Annotated in this window: 20 protein-coding genes; 3 read left to right on the plus strand and 17 right to left on the minus strand. The window is 34.3% G+C overall.

Going from position 1 to position 21,212, the window contains the following annotated elements; genetic code table 11:
• Positions 1 to 234: 234 nt before the first annotated feature.
• The 5 genes from QM865_RS08905 to QM865_RS08925 form a co-directional block, all read right to left on the minus strand.
• Positions 235 to 1,707, minus strand: coding sequence for a peptide MFS transporter (locus QM865_RS08905; protein WP_261034682.1), 1,473 nt, complete (start codon positions 1,705 to 1,707; stop codon positions 235 to 237).
• 348 nt (positions 1,708 to 2,055) lie between these two features.
• Positions 2,056 to 4,269 carry a TIM-barrel domain-containing protein gene (locus QM865_RS08910; RefSeq protein WP_414306487.1) on the minus strand — a complete coding sequence of 738 codons (2,214 nt, stop codon included), beginning with the start codon at positions 4,267 to 4,269 and terminating at the stop codon, positions 2,056 to 2,058.
• A gap of 153 nt (positions 4,270 to 4,422) precedes the next feature.
• On the minus strand, positions 4,423 to 4,602 hold the full coding sequence (locus QM865_RS08915; protein WP_049516166.1) for a hypothetical protein: 180 nt from the start codon (positions 4,600 to 4,602) through the stop codon (positions 4,423 to 4,425).
• Between the two features lie 907 nt (positions 4,603 to 5,509).
• Positions 5,510 to 6,730, minus strand: coding sequence for an MvaI/BcnI family restriction endonuclease (locus QM865_RS08920; protein WP_414306488.1), 1,221 nt, complete (start codon positions 6,728 to 6,730; stop codon positions 5,510 to 5,512).
• A gap of 8 nt (positions 6,731 to 6,738) precedes the next feature.
• Positions 6,739 to 7,206 (minus strand): helix-turn-helix domain-containing protein, encoded by a 468-nt coding sequence (locus QM865_RS08925; RefSeq protein ID WP_411865298.1) that lies wholly within the window; start codon positions 7,204 to 7,206, stop codon positions 6,739 to 6,741.
• A gap of 248 nt (positions 7,207 to 7,454) precedes the next feature.
• Between QM865_RS08925 and QM865_RS08930 the strand changes: the two genes are divergently transcribed.
• On the plus strand, positions 7,455 to 9,002 hold the full coding sequence (locus tag QM865_RS08930; RefSeq protein ID WP_414306489.1) for a DNA cytosine methyltransferase: 1,548 nt from the start codon (positions 7,455 to 7,457) through the stop codon (positions 9,000 to 9,002).
• Positions 9,003 to 9,117: 115 nt separating this feature from the next.
• Here the strand turns inward: QM865_RS08930 and QM865_RS08935 are convergent, their stop codons facing one another.
• The 7 genes from QM865_RS08935 to QM865_RS08965 form a co-directional block, all read right to left on the minus strand.
• Complete coding sequence (locus QM865_RS08935) at positions 9,118 to 9,870, minus strand: hypothetical protein (protein WP_414306490.1); 753 nt, start codon at positions 9,868 to 9,870, stop codon at positions 9,118 to 9,120.
• 11 nt (positions 9,871 to 9,881) lie between these two features.
• On the minus strand, positions 9,882 to 10,241 hold the full coding sequence (locus tag QM865_RS08940; protein WP_414306491.1) for a hypothetical protein: 360 nt from the start codon (positions 10,239 to 10,241) through the stop codon (positions 9,882 to 9,884).
• Positions 10,242 to 10,280: 39 nt separating this feature from the next.
• Positions 10,281 to 11,381 (minus strand): AAA family ATPase, encoded by a 1,101-nt coding sequence (locus QM865_RS08945; protein ID WP_414306492.1) that lies wholly within the window; start codon positions 11,379 to 11,381, stop codon positions 10,281 to 10,283.
• A 592-nt stretch (positions 11,382 to 11,973) separates the two neighbouring features.
• Positions 11,974 to 12,168: a hypothetical protein gene (locus QM865_RS08950; protein WP_000469564.1), complete on the minus strand. Its 195-nt coding sequence runs from the start codon at positions 12,166 to 12,168 to the stop codon at positions 11,974 to 11,976.
• Positions 12,149 to 12,481: a hypothetical protein gene (locus QM865_RS08955; protein ID WP_001220782.1), complete on the minus strand. Its 333-nt coding sequence runs from the start codon at positions 12,479 to 12,481 to the stop codon at positions 12,149 to 12,151. Before QM865_RS08955 ends, QM865_RS08950 begins: the two co-directional genes overlap by 20 nt.
• Before the next feature lie 359 nt (positions 12,482 to 12,840).
• The gene (locus QM865_RS08960) at positions 12,841 to 13,680 is read right to left on the minus strand and encodes a phage replisome organizer N-terminal domain-containing protein (protein ID WP_125386633.1); all 840 of its coding nucleotides are present in this window, start codon (positions 13,678 to 13,680) and stop codon (positions 12,841 to 12,843) included.
• 8 nt (positions 13,681 to 13,688) lie between these two features.
• Positions 13,689 to 13,970: a hypothetical protein gene (locus tag QM865_RS08965; protein ID WP_000005472.1), complete on the minus strand. Its 282-nt coding sequence runs from the start codon at positions 13,968 to 13,970 to the stop codon at positions 13,689 to 13,691.
• A 147-nt stretch (positions 13,971 to 14,117) separates the two neighbouring features.
• On the opposite strand from QM865_RS08965, the gene QM865_RS08970 reads away from it, so the two are divergent.
• A complete protein-coding gene (locus QM865_RS08970; RefSeq protein ID WP_000181350.1) occupies positions 14,118 to 14,636 on the plus strand; it encodes a helix-turn-helix domain-containing protein in 519 nt (172 codons plus the stop codon).
• A gap of 51 nt (positions 14,637 to 14,687) precedes the next feature.
• Positions 14,688 to 15,842: a tyrosine-type recombinase/integrase gene (locus QM865_RS08975; protein ID WP_414306493.1), complete on the plus strand. Its 1,155-nt coding sequence runs from the start codon at positions 14,688 to 14,690 to the stop codon at positions 15,840 to 15,842.
• 131 nt (positions 15,843 to 15,973) lie between these two features.
• On the opposite strand, the gene rpsI is transcribed toward QM865_RS08975, so the two are convergent.
• The 5 genes from rpsI to QM865_RS09000 all read right to left on the minus strand — a co-directional run.
• Positions 15,974 to 16,366: a 30S ribosomal protein S9 gene (rpsI, locus tag QM865_RS08980; protein ID WP_000075964.1), complete on the minus strand. Its 393-nt coding sequence runs from the start codon at positions 16,364 to 16,366 to the stop codon at positions 15,974 to 15,976.
• A gap of 18 nt (positions 16,367 to 16,384) precedes the next feature.
• Positions 16,385 to 16,831 (minus strand): 50S ribosomal protein L13, encoded by a 447-nt coding sequence (rplM, locus tag QM865_RS08985; protein WP_001044624.1) that lies wholly within the window; start codon positions 16,829 to 16,831, stop codon positions 16,385 to 16,387.
• Positions 16,832 to 17,046: 215 nt separating this feature from the next.
• Positions 17,047 to 18,246, minus strand: coding sequence for an ABC transporter permease (locus QM865_RS08990; protein ID WP_414306494.1), 1,200 nt, complete (start codon positions 18,244 to 18,246; stop codon positions 17,047 to 17,049).
• On the minus strand, positions 18,243 to 19,136 hold the full coding sequence (locus QM865_RS08995; protein WP_000895303.1) for an ABC transporter ATP-binding protein: 894 nt from the start codon (positions 19,134 to 19,136) through the stop codon (positions 18,243 to 18,245). Before QM865_RS08995 ends, QM865_RS08990 begins: the two co-directional genes overlap by 4 nt.
• A gap of 622 nt (positions 19,137 to 19,758) precedes the next feature.
• On the minus strand, positions 19,759 to 21,212 hold a 1,454-nt coding region (locus QM865_RS09000), incomplete at its 5' end, for a DUF1542 domain-containing protein (protein WP_414306495.1).

Here is a 21,212-nt window from a genome sequence, read left to right on the forward strand (position 1 = left end):
CGATGAAATCAAGCATTAGTAAAACCAGTGGAATTTACCCTGACACAGATTTCCACTGGTTTTTAGGATTTTTATCAGACTAACTTCCACTTGTACTAGCGGTGGAACTTAGTTTGGGAATTTACCAGTTTTCATCAAACTAAAAGGACTTAGCCCTGTACCATACAGAACTAAATCCTTTGAATAAATAATTGATCTAACTTTTAGAATCCCTACAGAAATTCCAGTTTTTCTCTATTTGATACCAGACATTAGTTTTTCAATACGTGGAACGTAGAAGAATAAGATAATACTGAATACAATCGTAATTCCTCCAACAATTCCATAGTAAGCAACTTCAGTTTCGCTTGTATAAAATTTTACAATTTGAGCATTGATAGCTTGGGCAGCTGCATTACTCAAGAACCAGATAGACATCATTTGTGCTTGGAAGGATTTTGGTGCTAACTTAGTAGTGACTGATAGACCAATCGGCGAAATCAGCATTTCCCCTACAATCACAATAGCCCAACTCATAATCAACCAGAGAGGACTGACCTTAACATCTGTCCCAAAGAGCATCCCTGGTAACATCATCCACAAGAAGGATAAACCTGCAGCAAATAAACCGTAAGCAAATTTCTTAGAAGAGGACGGTTGCTTTTTACCCATTTTCCCCCACAACCACGCAAAAATCGGCACATAAATCATAATGAAAAGGGGATTGATACTTTGGAAAAAGCTAGATGGAAAATGAATCTGATTCCCAAATACATTAAAGTAAAGTCGAGTTTGATCATCCGCAAATAGAGCGAGAACAACAGAACCCTGTTCCTCAATAGACCAGAAGAGTACTCCAGCGATAAATAGAGGAATGTAGGCAAACACTCGGGATCTCTCAGTAGCAGTTATTTTATGACTAGATAAAATTTTGAAGAAATAGTAGATTGGAATGATTACCGCAATCACTGTAAAGATATTAACAATCATATCCACGTTAAATTGGTGAGTAAAGACTAAACCTATAACCACAAGAATAACCATGACAAGTGTAAGTAGCAAGCGTTTAATCAAGGTCTGCTGGTCCTTCTGTGAAAGTGGATCAGTGGGGTAAAGACTTGATTCAGGCAGATATTTCTTCCCATCTAAAACATACTTCACCAAACCAAAGAACATCCCAATGGCAGCTAATGAGAAACCTAGATGGAAATTGACTTCCTGACCTAGATAACCTACTAAATAAGGGGCAACGAAGGCACCTAAGTTAATACCAAAGACAAAGATACTAAAACCTGCATCCCGTCTATCATCCTCTTTCTCATAAATACCCCCAACCATATCTGAGATATTGGGTTTTAAAAATCCAGTACCAAAGATGATCAAGGCAATAGAAAGATAGAGAGCCACTTGTCCAAAAGGTGTTGCCAAAGCAATATGCCCTATCATAATCAGAATCCCACCGTAAAAGACAGTCTTACGGCTTCCTAAAATACGGTCACTGACAAAACCACCGATAACCGAGGACAAAAATACCAGCGAGCCATAAATCGCCATAACCGATGCAGCCGTGGTCTTATCCATCCCCAACCCACCATCTTGCACACTATAGTACATATAGTAAAGTAGGATAGCTCGCATCCCATAGTAAGAAAAGCGTTCCCACATCTCTGTAAAGAAGAGGGTGGACAAACCCATAGGATGTCCAAAAAATGTTTTCTGTTTTTCCATATATATTCTCCTTTAACGATATAATAATTCATTTTACAGAATTTTCAAACAAATGTCAAACAAATCCTGTTTATTTTAGAAAATTTTCTGAAAAATCTACCGTCTCAGACTAACTTCCACTTCGGTCAGGCAAGTGGAAGTTAGTTTGAAAAATCACCTCTAAAAATTTGCTCTTATTTAGTTGAAAAGAGGCTGGGCAAAAAGTCTTTAAAATTATAAAAACATCCCTATGCCAAACTTGTAATTACTAAAATACAAGTCAATAAGCATAGAGATGTAAAACTATTACACATTAAAAAATAAATAATTAGCACTTAAAGAATAGAAATTGTGTACGAAATGGCTCAATTAGTTTTGGCTAGTAAATATTATTTCCAACAAACGGCCTCTCAATTCCTTATCCTGATGATGCAAGATATTCATTAACTCATGAGAATTTTTGGCATTGATGAATTGATTTAACAATCTATCTTTTAATTCATATGGAAGAGAAGCCGTCTTTAGTAGTCTAAAAACTTCATCATTTAGGGATAGCCTTTTATTATCTTTACATTCAAATCTAGCTGTATCATTCTTATTTGGCAATTCAATCATAGACACATTCGTTCCTTTAAAATGAATTCTATGCCTTCTATTACTTGGAACGATACTAGAATCTCCTTGTAATGTTAACTCTACCATCCCCATTTCCCAGTTGATTGATAATCTTGTTTTATATCTTTGACCATTTTGATCTTCAATCATTTCAAAAGAATGTTGTTTGCCTGGGAATACATGCCAATCTACAACTTCAGGTAAATCAACACCCATATCTATCTCAGAACCAACCAAGGGAATGATTGCACCACTTTTTGCAAACACAGGTATCATCGAAATGTCTCGATAAACACTTAACTTCACACCACCTGTATATTTTTTCTCTGAAAAGAAGTCATACCATTCACCTTCAGGGAACCATACATCCACTTTTGCAGATTGGAATGCCAAATCCATCTTTTCTACAATGGGAGCCACCATCAGTTCTGTTCCAAAAAAGTATTGATTTGGAACATTATAACTCTCATCATTCTCTGGGTAGAAATAATACATTGGGCTGATTAATGGGGCACCTTCCTCGTGTGTCTTTACATTCATAGTGTATAGATAGGGAATCATCTGATGTCTCAAACGAAGGTATTTCTTCATAATCTTAGATGTTGTGTCTGAAAAAAACCAAGGTTCTTTACTATTAAAAGGACTTCTAGAACTATGTAAGCGAGTAATCGGACTAAAAACACCAAACTGTAGCCATCTAGTTTGTAGCTCTTCGTCATAACCCCCCAGCATGTGTCCACCGATATCATGACTCCACCAACTATAACCGATATTAGATGCAGTCGCTGTAAAATAAGGTTGAAATCTTAAGGAATTCCAACTAATAATGGTATCCCCTGAAAAACCAACAGGGTAGCGATGACTACCAGGACCTGCATATCTTGATAAAATCAAACCACCTTCTGCATTTTTACAACTATCCTGATAGTGATAATGGTTTAAAAGCCACAGTGGATCCAACATACCTTGCGTCCCTTGTTGCCAGTCAATCCACCAAAAATCTACTCCCTGCTTTTCTAGCTCATAATGAACATCTTTAAAGTAGGTTTCCCTAAAAGATGGATTAAAAAAATCAAAAATAGCAGGTTCCTCTAGTTCTACATTTAACCCCAATCGTTTGGCGACTTGAGGATAAGCTTCTTCATAAGCCCGTATACCATCAGCAGGATGGACATTTAAGGAAAGTTTTAGCTTCCTATCATGAAGTTGTTGCAATAACTGTTCTGGATTAGGTATTAAGTTTTTATTCCAACTATATCCTGTCCAGCCACTTCCAAAACGTGCTGGAATGTCAGTTATGTGCCAATCCATATCTAAAACACCGATAGATAATGGAATTTTCTCTGTTTCAAATCTGTCTATTAAATCCAAGTATTCATCCGACGTATAAGGCCAATACCTACTCCACCAATTTCCTAAAGCATATCTTGGCAATAAGGGTGTTGAGCCCGTTAAATGGTAAAAGTCTCTGATTGCTCCTCTATAATCATGCCCATAGGCAAAGAAATACAGGTCAATTTGATTTTCTCTCTCAATATAACCAGACTGTTCATCCCAAATAAATCCTTGAGAATCATCCAGTAAGGCTATACCATTTCGGCTAATAATTCCATCTTCTAACGAGATTGCTCCATCTGCCTCATCCAGAGTCCGAGCTGTTCCTTTTAACGTTTCAATAGATTCACCAAAATACCAGCGACTACCATATACAGCAAAATTTCCTTTTAATTCTATAAATAAATTTTCGGCGTTAAATTCTCCTTTATTAAAGTGCAGATGAAAATAGTCCGTCATAATATCTAGTACGTTTGATGTCTCGATATAATCTAACGAAACTTGGCCAAAATCTCTATTATAGATAAGTTGTGTAGTTCTATCCTCAAAACTTCCAGTTTGAGAGTATTCTAACCTTACTAACTTGTCTGTTAATACAGAGATTCGATAAAACTCTCCCTTAAAAATTTTCAATTTGTTGTCCTCCTTTTATGGTAGCATAAAAACAGAACGCACCATTTTTGATGCGTTTTTCGTTATTCTAAATGCAATGTTCTATCTATGACAAATAATACTCAATTGAAAAAATGTAGTGGACAAAATATCTTTTAACAAATCAAGATGTTATTAAAGAGTTATCCCCAGAGCAAGAGCTTCATCTCGCAGTGTTTCAACATCAATAACCGTAGGTCGCCATCCTTCAATCATATTTGTACTTAAAGCATACCAAACACTTTTAAAAACGGATCGGTTTTCAAAAGCTACTCCCATGATTGTCATCTTTTCTTTATCTATATCTAAGGACATATGCTACCTCCTTTAGTTACATTATACCATGTTTCTCTGTAGCTTTTAAACATTTTATTTTGTCTGTAATATCTAAATTTCAGCACGTTTATCCTATTTTATAAACATCAAACCCAAATATAAAACACATTCTTTTTACTTTTTAACTAATAATACTGAGTAAAAACTTAACTTCAGGGGAAAATGAAGTAAGACTAGACAAAATTCAAAAACTGATTTCGTACAACTCAAAATACTGATTTTAGACTAAAGATAATACTAGAATGCTAATTAATGTTTTTACAATAAAGAGCTGACAACTTATGTTGCTTTTGATTTCTTAAGAGTATAAAAAGAAACAATAAGGTAAACTTTCGAGTGATTTGAAACGTTGATAGTATCGTATTGATTAACGTTTTGAGGAAACTAGCCTTGTCCGGTTGCAGCCACATTTGCAAGCGACTAAAGTCGCAACAACTGTGTCAATTGCACCAATTTAGTAAGAAAGTACAAAAAGAACACCCCGAAAGGTGCTCTTTGTAAGTATAGTAATTCTTTCGAATTAACGTTTACTAAATTGTGATGCTTTACGAGCTTTCTTAAGACCTGGTTTTTTCTACATTATGATATTTATGGTAAATTATCACTAAAATCAAGTAATTTTAAGAGATAAATCCTCAATCTTTACATATATAACCCTTTTAAAAATCGAGAGGTTATCAAAGGGTTATCACTTTTTAGTTTTCGGAGCTTATGTAGTTGAGGAATAGACAATCAAAAACTTTAGATAACTTGTGGTACACGAGTTTTATCTCTCAATTTCAACATTCTTCACTAAAATCGTGTATTTCTTTCATGTCCGGAATCAGAATATAATCAATAATCTCAAAGACAGAAATATTTTATATTTTTTAAATAATTTTAATTTCTACTTTAATAGCTCTATTCTTTCTGAACTACCAAACAACTGATTACGTTGCTTATTCTTCACTCGCCAAGCATTCCCATGATTTTTCCCTACATACTTACCTTCTTTAGATATATATCCACGCCAATCATAGGTTACAACTCCTAACTTAATTAACGAAATAAATGTCATAAATTGAGGAGATCGAGTTAGCTCTGCTTCAATATACTTAAACTCAGCGGTGTCCCCATTCATTCGAATTTCCGCTTTTACCCAAAGCGTTGCAGGATGTTTCTGATGAAGTTCACTTTCTAAATCATCAAAATTCCAGTAAGCAGCTCTATGAGACGAACCATTTTTATACTTCCTAATTTCTACAGTTCTATCATTTTCATTTACAGCTAAGAAGAAGCCTTGGTTATTTTGCGGTGCACTCTCTGATCCAATTGTGATATAAAGACTATTCATGTCTGGATGCTTATCAGATTCATAACCATATAATCTCGCAAATGCAGAAACACGACTACGATCGTTAGGTTCAAAATCAGCAACTGGTGTGCCATCAAATTTTGGACGTAAAGTAAATAATGTATCCAAAGTTTTGGCTGTTTTTGATTTTAGTTCAACTAATCCTTCAAAATCAGCCTTTGGACTATTATTAGTCTCAATTGAAAGTAACTTTTCAAGTGTATCTCCTGCATCTTTAGGAACTACTTTACCTGCTCCTTTTGAATTCGGATGGTATCCTTTAGAGGCAATCTCCCTTACTTTTGGAATCAACCTTGATAGAGCATCTTTAATCTTATCATTACCAAAGATTTGTATTAGAGTATCGTCACTTAGTACTCCTCTAGTAACATTTATGACAATTACACTATTATTACTTGGATTTGAAGTTATATAGACTAAATCACCTGTTAAAAAATGTTTCTTAAATGAAGCACCGCATATCCAAAATCTCTCATCTCCACGAGTTTTAGCCCTATAACAAGACATTACAGTTTGAAATTCATTATCTCCAACATACAACCTTGAAGGAAGTTTCTTTTTATCACCTTTATCAAGTTCTGAATAATCCATCAAACTATATTTTTTCAAAATATCTTGAACAAATACATTTGCGTCGATTATACCTTTGTCCAGCATCGTCTTTGTTAATCTAATAATTGTATATTCTTTTTCATTATACTTGTGAATTCGTTCAATAACTTCAAGTTCATCTTGGTATGGTTCAAACAACATATTAATACCTATCTAAATATTTCATCCACTGAAACATCTAGTCCTTTCGCTATTTTTAATAAGGTTTCTAACCTAGGATTTTTCGTTTTAGAATTCAATAAATCACTGATTGTTGATTCACTCACCCCACTTATTGTTTTTATAGAATAATTTGTTCCATTACTATTTAGAAAACGTACTCTATTAACAAAATTATTCAAATAAAATTCTGTACTCGATTTTTTCTCAAATTTTTTATAAGGAAGTGGCTTCTGACTGTCGGTATCTACAACTCCTCTTTTAAATATCGATGGAAAGTCAATATCTAACGCCATACAAACCGCAACAACGATATCCAAACGGCATTTACTTACATTCCTATAGGAAAATAGTTTCTGAATTGAATTTTTTGAATATCCTGTCATTTTAGCTAGTTCGTTATAAGTTAGACTCTTTGCATATCTAATTCGATTAAGATTTTGTATAGCAATTTCCATGTATATACCTCAGGTGATTTGTGACTACATTTTACCAATTTTAAAACATTTTACATTCGGTTAAGTTGTCTTTTTTATGGTACAAAAATATGAATTATATCATCTATTTAACAGATTCTAATAAAAATCCTTATCTACAATTAATCCTATTTTTCGAATATATAAGTACAGTGATAACTTAATAGTTCACCCTGGACTTGATAACTAATTTTTGATATAATATTAGAAAGAAAGTGAGAAGTTAAATAATGCCATATGCAATAGATTTGTTCTGCGGTGCTGGTGGATTTAGTGAAGGTATCTTGCAGGCCGGTTTCAATATTCTTTTTTCAAGTGATAGAAGTCCCATGGTTCAAGAAACTTACGTCAATCGACATAAACAACTTGGTATAAAAGAAGGAATTGACACACATTTTGAACTAGCAGATATTAAAGAACTAACATCAGAGCGTATTTTTGAAACAATCAATAAATTACGTTATGGCCATATCTTCAAGCCTGGAGATGTGGATGTCATTTTTGGTGGTCCACCTTGTCAAGGTTTCAGTCGTCTCGGTAAAAGAGACGCAAGCGATCCTAGAAACATGCTCTTTCATGAGTATCTACGAATTATTCGAGATATTTGTCCAAAATATGTTGTAATGGAGAATGTAACTGGTATTCTTGACATGCAAATGTTAGATTTTCCTAGCGTAGTTAGAGATGAATCGTATTTAGGGCAAAGATTGGTGAAAGAAATTCTAGAAGAAGAACTAAATGAACTCGGCTATATCCTACTTGATGTCCAAGTCTTAAATTCAGCTGATTTTGCTGTCCCTCAACAACGCAATCGAGTAGTATTCTTAGCATACAGAAATGATGTCCATCCAATTGAATATCCTGACCGAAATGACACACCTGAAGTAACTGTAAAACAGGCTTTAGATGGTTTATACAGTGACTGTAAAAGGGATTTATCTGACTTTGCCAACCATAGAATCAAAGGAGAAACTCCCACAGTAACAGGTACCACTATCTCAAGAAAACATATCACAAATATGGAGGAGTCCAAACACGATATAATTGTGTCTCAGAGATTTTCTTTGTATCAACCTGGAGAAAATACACGTGCTGTAATGAATCGTCTTAAGGAAGAAGGAATCAACCTCCGTGATACTTGTCCAGAGCTATTTAATGAGAGCCTCTTTCAAGTTAATCTAGATGTTAATTCTCAAGTTATACATGATACACTCTTAAATTTAAATTTATTTGACAAAAGATTCAACACTAATCGCTGGTTACACTTTTCCAATCGTCAATTAGCTATTCTATCTAGCTTAACAAATAATAAATCTGAATTCAAAAATGTTCTAAAATCACTTGCAAATCGACTTAATACTAGTATTGAAAATGCAACTATTTTTTGGGAAAAAGTATATCCGCTATTGAATCAAGAATACAATTCAGACACATTTCATAATCTACTTGTTAAAGGTGAAATTTCGGATAAAATTGGAGAAGCAATCTTAACTAGAAAATCAATTCGAACAAGACTTAATCCCGAAACTGTTTCACCTACTATTGTTACTTTACCCGATGATTATATTCATCCTTACTTCGACAGAGTACTGACTGTTCGAGAAATGGCTCGGTTACAATCTTTTGATGATAGTTTTGAATTTCTCGGCAAAAGAACAACTGGTGGTGATAAACGTTCTCAAGAGACTCCACAATTTACACAAGTTGGGAACGCTGTCCCTCCTTTACTAGCTAAAGCGGTAGCTCTAAAGGTTATGGAAGCAATAAATTCAAACTAATTACAATTAAAAAACAAAATAGGCTACATTTAGATGGTAAGCCTATTTTTTATTTCTCCATTTATCAAATTAAGTCAATCAGTATCTATGATTTCATAAAACTCAATAGGTACATTTATTTTATATGGTTAGCAAATTCATTTAAAATTTTAATCCATCGATCGTATCTCTTACTTAACGATTCATAACAATACTCAACATCAATTAGTTCATCATCCTCAAAAATTGGTGTTTCATCAATAGGTTTTGTACGCTTATTCCATTGTCCTTCATACTCAATTGCCATTTTAACTAATGGAGTTAATAATTCTACCCTCTCATCTCTATTATTCGATATGAATTCCCTTATATATTCCTTAGCGTATTTACCATTTATTTTATCTTCTGTCTCCAAAAATGTAACAATGAACAATGCATGTTCTTTATAGAGAGTAAAATCTTTATCATCTAATATTTTTTCATCTTTATATTTCTGATTGAAATAGTTATTATTTCTTAATTTTATCAACAACTCATCAAAGACATATTGACTAGAATTCTTAAAACTATTTATCTTTGATGTATTATCAATAATTACTGGCATAAGCAAATCTTGTTCATCAAAAACTAAACTAATCTGTCTTTTATACTTTAAATAATTAGTTATTAAATACAATGACATATTGCCAGATATTTTATACTCTTGAGATAAAAACCGATACAAAATTCTAGAAGCTATTAACGACTCTTCTAAATTTTCAGTTAATAGTGTCCTACATACATAATCAGTATTCAAAACATCTTCTAATTTATCCAAATTTTCTGTTAGAAATTCAAATCTTTCTAAGACCTTAATGATTATACCCGTAAGTTCTGGTATAATATCCAAATTATTATCTCTCACAAAATTATTTGCAACGGATGCTTGATAAATTTCTTTCCATTTTTTTGATGTTTAAACGTTAAAATATTCTTGTATGACATCGTAGGATTAGTATATTTGTATTTGATGTAGTTTTCTGATACCCAGTCTCTTATTTCACGCCCCTGTATAGACATCATAGGATTTTGACTTGTTAACAAAAGAATTTCGGAATCGTCAAATACATAGTCATTTGGAATTATACTAGCAGAACTCCCCAACCCCATATATAAATAAACTAGAACTTCCTGAACTTCAAATTTAGTAGCTACCTTTTCTTTACTATTCTCTGGGACGTAATAAGGAAGACCATTATCAAATTTACTATTTTTAATCATCCTCTTAAGAAAATTATATTTAATTGTTTCACTATCTTTTCATTTTATTCTATTTACTAAAAAATGAAAGGGTATCATACTCCCTGAAGGAATCTTTATTCCCCAACAATCAACAAGCCTACTGAGTACATACGATATTTTAAATCTGATATCTAGTTCATCACTTAAAAAACTTAACTCATGAATAATAGGTCTATAATTAGTTAATGGTGTTATCTCTAATCTTCTTTCCCATACATTTGAAAATATTTCTGAGAATAGTTTAATTTCTTGTAAGTTATTCTTTTTAAAAAACAATTGCGGAAAATCTTTAATTATTCTAGGATTGAATTTAATTTGATACTGATAGGGATGAAATTTTGGAATAACAACTTCCTCTAATAATTCTGATATAGATTCACCAGATGAAATTACCAGAATCTTACAGTTAAACGATTGTTGGAGATAATCAATAACACCAAGAACATCATTATAAGAGTTGAGTTCAATTTCATTAAAACTCTCTTTCAGTTGATTATCGGTATTAGAGATATCTTTCCTTTCTCTATACACTTTCGAAACTCTCTCAAAGTCATCTAACACAACAATCCAATTCTTGTTAAAATTTCTTAATAATGATAGGCCATTTATTTGAAATAACCACTTGAATAAGTATCCTATAACAGGTAATTCAATTATTAATGAAAATTTAGAAGCCTGAGTAACTTGCTCATTTATTTCTTGTACAATATCTTTTCTAGTACTTAAACCAAATAAGGAAATATAAAAATATTTTTTCCCTAGTTGCTCTAGTGACGTCTTAACAAATTTTGTTTTACCACTCCCCCACGGTCCTAAAACCCAAATATTCCTTAGTTGTTCATTCTCAATTATTTGTTTAAATTCTAAATCTACCTCTACTATTGATCTGCGTTTAAATTTTTCACATATAAAGATAAATAGCATGATGGCAGAAATTATAATAAATATTATTATTAAGAATCTGTACAATACAAAAATGAATTCGAGAGGAATATCACTACCAAAAAGAATTCTATATAAAAATAATATGTTCTTTACTTGCTGTTTTCCAATTCCCGTTGTCGATAAACAAATTAAGAGAAATAAAATACTCCATATATTTTTAATTTTGACACTCATTTTATCCTCCTGTTAAAAAGCTGCATTGAGAAACTGAAATAGAAAATTCTTGCCTATAATCTATTATATCGCTTATTGAATTTTTAAAATTTAATTACTAATCATATAGGCATGTATATATTAGAACGTTATCTCCTTTATCAAAAGAAAAATTCTTAACTTGCAAAATATTAAGCATATAAATAAAAAGTGAGTTTGACAACTACAGGGCTAATTTCAATACAATACATATACTCATAACTTTATTGTAAATGTTTCAAATGGAAAAATCAAGTTACCCTAGTATTGAGTATGCTTTTAATAGATTTACGCTAATCTGCCTATTAAACACAAGTTTATTCTCTTAACCTAAAGGGGTTTGGGGATTCCCCAAAATTCAAATCACCTCAAAAGTACATACACTATGTGTATACAAATTTTGGGGGTGATTTTAGGAGAGTGTGTATACAGACTCTGAGCTCGCAAAGTCATAATATGAGAAATCTCTCCCCTTCGATAAAATGATCAAAAAAATCACTTTAGCTGTACTTTGTGTGTACAAATTTTTTAAGAAGATATATAAAAACGCTGCAAAATTTTTAACAGCGTTTCCTTATTTTAAAATTCTCATATGTCTTTCTTTTTTATGGTTAGCATCATAGTATTCCAGCATCGCATGATACAAACGAGCCTTCGTTTTATCTTGTTGTTTAATTCCATGAAGAAATAATTCTGCTCGCTTTAATTTCAATATGTATTCACATATCTGATCAAAATCCTTATCCATATTACTTTTGAAAATAAACATCTTTTTCCTCCATCACATCAACTATTTTTTGCATCAAAATAGACATATCCATTTTGTTTTCATAGCTTATTCTCCCAACTACAGTTGCAAGACGGGCTATAGAATTGATATTCTTTCCGACTTGTTCCAACTCTTCTGTTAAAGGAACTAAACCTTCAAAAGAGACTTTTTGGATGTTCAAATCTGTTCGTATTAATTTTTGTCTAGCAAACTCAGAAAAATTACGAATATTTTCCTTCCTCATACAATCATTTAATTTTTTATTTTCTTCTTCCGTCAAAAACACCTGTTTCAACACAGATTTTATTCTCATGGTCCTATCACCTCGTTTTCTTATTTAGTCGTTTTACAAGTTCTTTCACTTGTTTACTTGTCTTCTTTTCATATTCTATCATCAGCTCAACGCAGTAGTGAAATATCCTTACATTATCCAAATCCTCACTTTGTTCTGCTATTCTTTCTAACTGACGTAAGTTATTGATAATTCTTCTAACTTGAAATATAAAGTCATGATAAGATTCAAAATCAAATTGAAGATAAATAGGCGAACTCTTAAACAACATTTTCCTAGCATAAGAGGAAAAATTTAGATGGTTTGTCATTTCAATCAAGTTATTCACTATTTCATTTTGCTCTTCAGTGATATAACATTTCTTTAGAACAGTCCTATATCTACTCATTTATCATATACTTCTTTCGGGCATTTTCATGGGCAATAGCTTTGCACTCCAGCATACGTTCCTGCTTTAAATTTTCCATAGACTTAAATAAATACGCTAAAGGAGAAGTCGCATCCTCAGGAATCCGTTCGATCATGCTAATAACTTCATCACTAGTTACATACCCACTAGCCAAATACTCGCCTATCTTCATCTTCTGAGCATGTGTTAAAGTGTAATTGTTAGGATACAAAAATCTATCATTGTACTTATAAGAAATGGATTCTAACAAAGAATAATATTTGGGTGGAATATAAGTTTCAGTCTTTCTAGAACTATTATCCAGTATATTCTCAATCTCTTTCTTATTCTTACTCTTGTTCTTAATCTCTTGCGTTACATTATCATTTTCATCCGTTACTGTAACGTTACAGTCTAAAACGAGTTGTGGCTCGCCTGTAATTAGTGCTTTTTGTTTTTGTCTATGACGAGCAACACGTTCCCTAGTTTGTTTTCTAATCTTTTCTAGTCCATCTATATTCTGATGTTTCTCCCATTTTGGAATGGTAATAGCGCCATCTATGATTTCTATCATGCCAAATTCTTCAAACATGCTGAGAGCTAATTTTATCGATGTAGCTTTTCGTCTAAACACTGTTGAAAGCATTTCTTCTGTGTAATATACCTTATTTCCTAAACTCAGTATGCCACTATTATTTTGCTTTCCTGCAAGTACCAGAATTTTGAACCATATTACAATAAGCGTATCTCCTTCTGGCATTGATTCTATTAATTGAATTTTTTCATCATCAAATATATCTGTTGTTATCTTGATCCACTGAACACCATTCATACGAGTACCTATCTTTCATATTGCTTCAACCATCGTGTTACTGCTCTTTTATCGTATAAAGTCACTCCATCAATCACCATGGTTGGCATTCCTTCTTTCGTCCATTTTTGGATTGTTGTCGTAGATACATCTAACCACCTAGACAAACCTGACATACGAACCATAGGTTTATAAAGTTCTTTATCTTCAAATACTCTTGCTACAGCATTTGAAATCATCTCATCATAGTGAGCACGTAATTGCTTCTCTAATTCTTTAGGAAGCTGGACAACTAAAGTAGTTTCCGACATAAATTCACACCTCATTTCTAAATTAAATAAGCTCCGAAACCATTTAATTTGTTATTCATTTTGAATTATATATCCTTTTTGAATTTTTGTCAAGCTTTTTTATTCAAAAAGAATAAAATGTGTTATAATGATAAAAAGGAGGTTCTTATGACGAATCATATTACTAAACTGATAGAAAATAGCGGAAAAAAATTGACAGAAATTAGCGAAGCTACAAATATAGCCTATCCTACACTTTCTGGATACAATCAAGGAATCCGCAAACCTAAAAAAGATAATGCTGAAAAATTGGCAAAATACTTTAATGTTTCCGTCGCTTACATTATGGGACTTGATAGCAACCCACACGCTCCATCAAATCTTAAAATTGTTACAGATAGTTTCAAAACATCTAAAATTGGTTCTGTGACACCTTTTAAAAGCGATATGGAGAAGTTAAAGAAGAGCATCGAATTTGGCGAAAGGGCATTAACACTACCACTTGATGATAGTTTTTCAGATGAATTTCGTCATATATTCTCAGAATATCTAGCTGAGAAAAACAAACGTTTTATGTCTGAGTTTATAGATTATATGAATCACCAAAATAAAGATTCTAAAGTTTGGCAGAGCTGGATTAAAACAGACGAATACGCTATCCGCCAAGAAGATAGAAAAAATAGATAGACACTCATTTCTCAATTACATAAGCTCCGAAAACTTAGATACGGAGAAAAAATGTCTATACACAAATACAAAACAAAAAAAGGAATCCTATACTATGTCAGCTTTTACATTGGCTTAGATGCTTATGGAAAGAAAAAAAGGCACTTAAAGAGAGGATTCAAAACCAAAAAAGAGGCAAAATTGTACGAAGCTCGTTTAGAAGCTGGTGTCGTCGCCCCTACAGTAAATACCGATAAACCTAATCCCAAAGTCACTTATAAAGAACTTTATCAAGAATGGTTTAAGGCCTATGTTGGTACCGTTGAAGAAACAACTTCTTCCCAAACAAAGAATATCTATCGAATACATATTCTACCAGTATTTGGCGATAAATTTGTTGACCAAATCAGTCCTTTAGACTGTCAAAATTTTATTACACAAAAATCTCAGACTTTCAAAAATATCAAGCAGATAAAATCCTATACCTCAAAAATTTTTAATTTTGCAATCAATATGAACTACATTGATCGCAATCCAATGAAGAATGTTATCATGCCTAAAATCAAAAAGACAAGATCAGATAATTTTTGGTCACTGGAGGAATTACATCATTTCCTTGATATAGTGAAAGAAACTGAGTCATTTAAACATTTTGCTTTATTTAGACTTCTTGCATTTAGTGGACTACGAAAAGGAGAGTTATACGCTTTAAAATGGGCTGATATTGACTTTGATAGCAATCTCTTAAACATAGATAAAAGTCTAGGAAGAATTGACGGTAAAGCGATTGAAAAGAGCACAAAGAATGAATCTTCAGTTCGCACAATCTATCTTGATGATGAGACAATCGATATTATTAAACAATGGAGAAATTTCTATCTAAAAGAACAATCTCAGTTGCCTCTTACAAAGCTGAATATTAGTAACGAATATATGTTCTCTTACATATCAAGCAATGACAAAATTGAGCCCCTTCATGCTGACTACATTAATAACGTACTGAATCGAATCATTAAAAAGCATAAATTAAAACCAATTAGCCCACATGGGTTCAGACATACACATGCAACACTTATGTCTGAAATTGGAATCGACCCTTCTAATACATCAAAACGACTTGGCCACGCAAGCAGTCAGATGACATTAGATGTCTATACTCACACTACAAAAACTGGTGAGAAAAACTCTATTGACAAATTTGCAGATTATCTCAATAAAGCAAAATAAATCATGATTTTTAAAATTTAGAAGAGGTTATCAGAAGGTTATCACAAAGCTATTCTAGCTCAAAAATCGACAAAAAAGCACTTTGCAAAATCTTTGCAAAGTGCTTTGAAACGTTGATATAATCGTATTGATTAACGTTTTGAGAACTGGCTAGCTTTACGAGCTTTCTTAAGACCTGGTTTCTTACGTTCAACTTTACGTGAGTCACGTGTAAGAAGTCCTGCGCGTTTCAATGAATCGCGGAAGTCTGGGTCTACTTGAAGAAGGGCACGAGCGATACCGTGACGGATAGCTCCTGATTGACCAGCGTATCCACCACCTACAACGTTAACGAAAACGTCGTATGAACCTGCAGTTGAAGTAACTGCGAATGGTTGGTTGATTACAAGACGAAGGTCAGCGTGTGGGATGTACTCTTCAACATCTTTTTTGTTAACAGTGATTTTACCAGTTCCTGGAACAAGGCGAACGCGTGCAACAGCGTTTTTACGACGTCCAGTACCTGCATATTGTGCTTGTGACATACTTTATTGTTCCTTTCCTTAGATAAGTCCTGAAATATCAAGAACTTCTGGTTGTTGTGCAGCGTGAGTGTGCTCAGCTCCAACAAATACTTTCAACTTCATACCTTGAGCGCGTCCAAGTGTATTGTGCGGAAGCATACCTTTAACTGATTTCTCGATCAAACGTACTGCATTTTTAGAACGAAGTTCACCTGCAGAGATTTGTTTCAATCCACCTGGGTGGTTTGAGTGAGTGTAGTAGATTTTATCAGTTGCTTTTTTACCAGTCAATTTAACTTTTTCAGCATTGATAACAATCACAAAGTCACCTGTATCAGTGTGTGGTGTAAATGTTGGTTTGTTTTTTCCGCGAAGTACGCTAGCAACTACTGCAGAAAGACGTCCAAGTGGTACATCAGTTGCGTCAACTACGTACCATTTACGTTCAACTTGGCCTGGTTTAGCCATAAATGTTGTTTTGTTCATGATTTCTCCTATATATAGTTCGATTTTTGTTTACGGTGATGGGTGTTCCTTCCCATCGAAAAGTATTTGGAAGGTTCCGGGGCCTTTCAAATGGGGTAAACAATACCGCCTACTATAATACCAAATTTCACCCCTAAAAGTCAATAGATATGAAAAATATTTTTCTGAATTCCACTCTTTTTATCTCTAAAAAACCTCGCTTTCGCGAGGCTCCTCTATTTATAAGATAAGGCACGTCTAAAGGTTTTCCAAATTCCTAAATCATCTGTTTGAAGAACTAGACTAGCATACATGCGTCCGATAAATCCTGTTGCTACCACCGCAAAAATCACTGTAATAGCAAGTGAAATCCATGCTTCTACTCCCCCTGCATAGCCATTAATGGTTCTAAATGGCATAAAGAAGGTCGAAATAAAGGGAATATAAGAACCAATCTTCAAGATGAGATTGTCACCAGTTGCACCTAGAGCTGTCACTCCAAAAAAACCACCTATAATCAAAATCATCAAAGGCGACAAGGCTTTTCCTGAGTCCTCAGGACGAGAAACCATAGAACCTAGGAAGGCTGCTAAAACAACGTACATAAAGAGGCTAACCAAGACAAACAATAAGGTGTTGAGCGAGAAAGCCTCTCCTATATGGTTTAAAATACCAGATTGTGCCAAGATTGGTAGGTCTTTAAAGAGAAGAATGGCAGCAAGTCCACCCACGACGTAAATGCCAATATGGGTCAAAATCACAAGAAGCAGAGCCAGCATGCGAGCGTAGAAATAATGACTAGCTCGGATACTAGAGAAGACCACCTCCATAATTTTGGTTCCTTTCTCGCTAGCCACTTCCTGAGCAGTTACACCCGCATAGGTAATCAAAATCATATAAAGGAATAAACCAAGCCCTGCGGCCGCAAAGGTTTGAATCATTTTTTTATTTTCCTTAGATTCATCAATTTTCTCCGTAAAGTTAACTGTTTGTTCCAAGCGTTTTTCCTGTTCTTGTGACAAATTGGCTGCCGAACGATTGAGTTGATCTTGAAGTTCATTTAACTTGCTCGTTACTCCTAGCTTAATAGCAATCTCAAGGGAAGTTTCACCGTGATAAACTGCCTTTAGAATACTATCTTCTTGATCAATAGTCAGATAGCCTTTTAATTTTTCATCTTTAATCGCTTCTTTGGCACTTGCTTCGTCTTTATAGTCAAAGTTAACACCATTTACATTCTTCAGTCCTTCTGCTACAGACGGCACTGTTGTCACTACTGCCACTTTATCATTTTTAGCCATTGAAGAGCCTTGGAGATAGCCAATTCCTCCAGAGAGACCGATAAACAAGAATGGTGAAATCACCATAAAGAAGAAACTCCACGATTTGACATGTCGAAGATATGTTTCCTTGATTACAACCCACATATTTCTCATACTTCCACCCCTGATTCTAGTTTAAAGATTTCATCGATTGTTGGCGCTTGTTGGTCAAAGGTTGCGATATATTGCCCCTGAGTCAAGATTGGGAAGAGTTCTCTTCCGGCACTCTCGTCCTCCAAGATCAATTTCCAACTGCCTTGTTTGGTCAAGCTCACCTGCTTGACATGAGGAAGGTTTTCCAATTCTTCCTTGCTTCGTTCACTTGAAACAAAGAGACGTGTTTTCCCGTATTGATTACGGACATCCTGGACTGGTCCATGCAAAACCACACGGCCATCTCGAATCATCAGAATATCGTCACAAAGTTCCTCGACATTGGTCATGACATGATCAGAGAAAATAATGGTTGCTCCGCGCTCTTTTTCCTGAAAAATGACTTGCTTGAGCAATTCTGTATTGACTGGGTCCAATCCACTGAAAGGCTCATCCAAGATAATCAAGTCTGGTTCATGAATCAGAGTAATAATGAGCTGAATCTTCTGCTGATTTCCTTTTGACAGACTCTTGATTTTATCAGTCAGCTTCCCTTTCACTTCCAACCTCTTCATCCATTGAGGGAGTTTTTCCTTGACCTCCTTGGCATCCATGCCTTTTAGCGTCGCCAAATAACGAACTTGTTCAAGAACTGTCAATTTAGGCATGAGACTGCGTTCTTCAGGCAGATAGCCAATCCGAGCATAGGTCTCCTGACGAATATCCTGACCATCCAGACTAATTTCTCCTTGATATTCTAAAAACTTCAAAATACTGTGGAAAATCGTTGTCTTCCCAGCACCATTTTTCCCGACTAGTCCCAAAATACGACCTGGTCGCGCTTGAAAGTCAATACCAAACAAAACCTGCTTGGATCCAAAACTTTTCTCTAGACTTCTTACTTCTAGCATCTTTCACCTCCAAAATGTCTTGCACTCATTATACTCCTTTTTGACAGCCTTTACAATGATTTCTGTCCATTTTTAGAAGACTATTGCTGTGTAAAATATGGCCTGGAGCGTTTTTAGTGATAAATCCATTATACAGTAGAAAACTCAATTTATCACCTCCGATCCTCAACTGTCTATTTTTGATCCTGAATTGTTATTTGAGCAACTCCTTTATTCCAAATAGCTTTCCCCTAAAAATCATTACTTCATATGTTCTCATTTGTCAAAAATAAAAATCTTATCTATTTACTTTGACATAAAACATCATCAAATAACAACTATTATCAATTAAAACATTACTTAACAACTATCGTCCTCTATATGACTACCATCTTTGAAGAATTACCTATCTCTATATGAATAGTCATTCCTAAACCTAAAAATTTTTTGAAATCAAGTTGGCTTAAACCTCTCATTACCTCATGAAATTCCATGAAATTTAGGATTTAGATTCACTACTCAATTTACCTGTATCAAAAATCTCCTAGCAGGCTTTTCTGCTAGGAGATTTTCTTACGAGAGGTACTTGCTTAAGCTTTGAAAATCGGATTTATTATCTGATGTTTATCAAACAATCTACCAATTAAGCTTCTTCGTCTTCTTTACGACGACGTCCTGCAAGACCGAGACCAAGTAATGCACTTGCGGCAGCTGCTACCATAGCTACAGTAGAATCCACTGTACCTGTATTTGGCAATTCTTTAGCCGCTTTACGCGCATTTGCTTGTGCTGATACTGTTTGGCTAGCATTAGATGCTGCTTGAGTAGTAGCTGGAGCTACAGCTGGTGTTTGAGCAGATTGATCGTTAGCTGTATTTGCATGATCCGTTGATGGAGCAACTTTCGCCATGAAGTCTTCGATACGTTTAACCATTGCATCCACTTCTGCTTGAGTTGCGTCTGCATTGGCAAATACTTTCTTAGCATCTGATAATAATGTATTCGCTTCTTTTGCAGTTTCTGCATCAAGCTTAGCTGATTCTTTAATGATCAATTCATCTAATTGATGGATAGCACCTTCTAACTTAGCTTTATTAACTTTGGCTTCAGTGTTATTAGCTCCGTTATTTGCTCCATTTCCTTCATTTCCATGATTTTGTGAAACAATAACTTCAACAGGTACGTTAATTTCTTCTACGCTTCCATCTGCTAATTTAACTGTTACTTTAGCCATCACTGTACCTAATGCTGATGTTGTAGGTTTTTCAACCTTAACAATTTCTACACCGCTTGGTAAGTTTAGTTTTGATAAAACATCTTTATCTGTTAAAGATTCACCTTGCTTAACAGTTACAGAACCATTTACAAACAATTTTGATAAATCATATTCTTCTTGCTCACGAATAACTGCTGAAATACGGTAAACAAAGTTACGAATCGCTTGGTCTACATCTGCTTCTGTGGCTGCTTTTTGAATCGCTTCAATTGCTTCCTTAGCTTTGTTGACTACTTGTGCTTTTGCCGCTGCTTTTTCTGCTTCTGTTAAATCAGTTGCATTTTCAAGTTCAGCTAATTTCTTAGCTAATTCAGCTTCTACTTCTGCTTTGGCTTTAGCCTTGTAATCTGTTGTTGCTGGTGCTACTTTAGCGATTTCTGCTTTTCCTGCTTCTTTCGCTGCTTCTACTTCTGCTTCCGTTGTAGCTTTTTCTATTGCTTCGATTGCTTTCTTAGCTTCAGCTGCTACTTGTGCTTTTGCCGCTGCTTTTTCTGCATCTGAAAGTTTGTCGTTGGCATCGATCGCTGCTTCTTTGGCTTTTGCTGCTTTTTCGATTTCCGCTTTCGCTGCTGATTTTCCTACTTCTACCGCTGGTGCTGGTGTTACTTTAGCGATTTCTGCTTTTCCTTCAGCCTCTTTTGCGTCTACTCCAGCTTGGTCAGTTGCTGCATCGATTGCTTTCTTAGCTTCGTCCGCTGCTTTCTTAGCTTCTTCTTTCGCTGCTGATTTTTCTGCATCTGAAAGTTTGTCGTTAGCGTCGATCGCTTTGTCTTTTTCTGCCAATGCTGCATCTACTGCCGCTTTAGCTTTGTCTTTTCCTA

It is taken from the genome of Streptococcus mitis, from assembly GCF_047462815.1.
Lineage (GTDB): Bacteria > Bacillota > Bacilli > Lactobacillales > Streptococcaceae > Streptococcus > Streptococcus mitis_DO.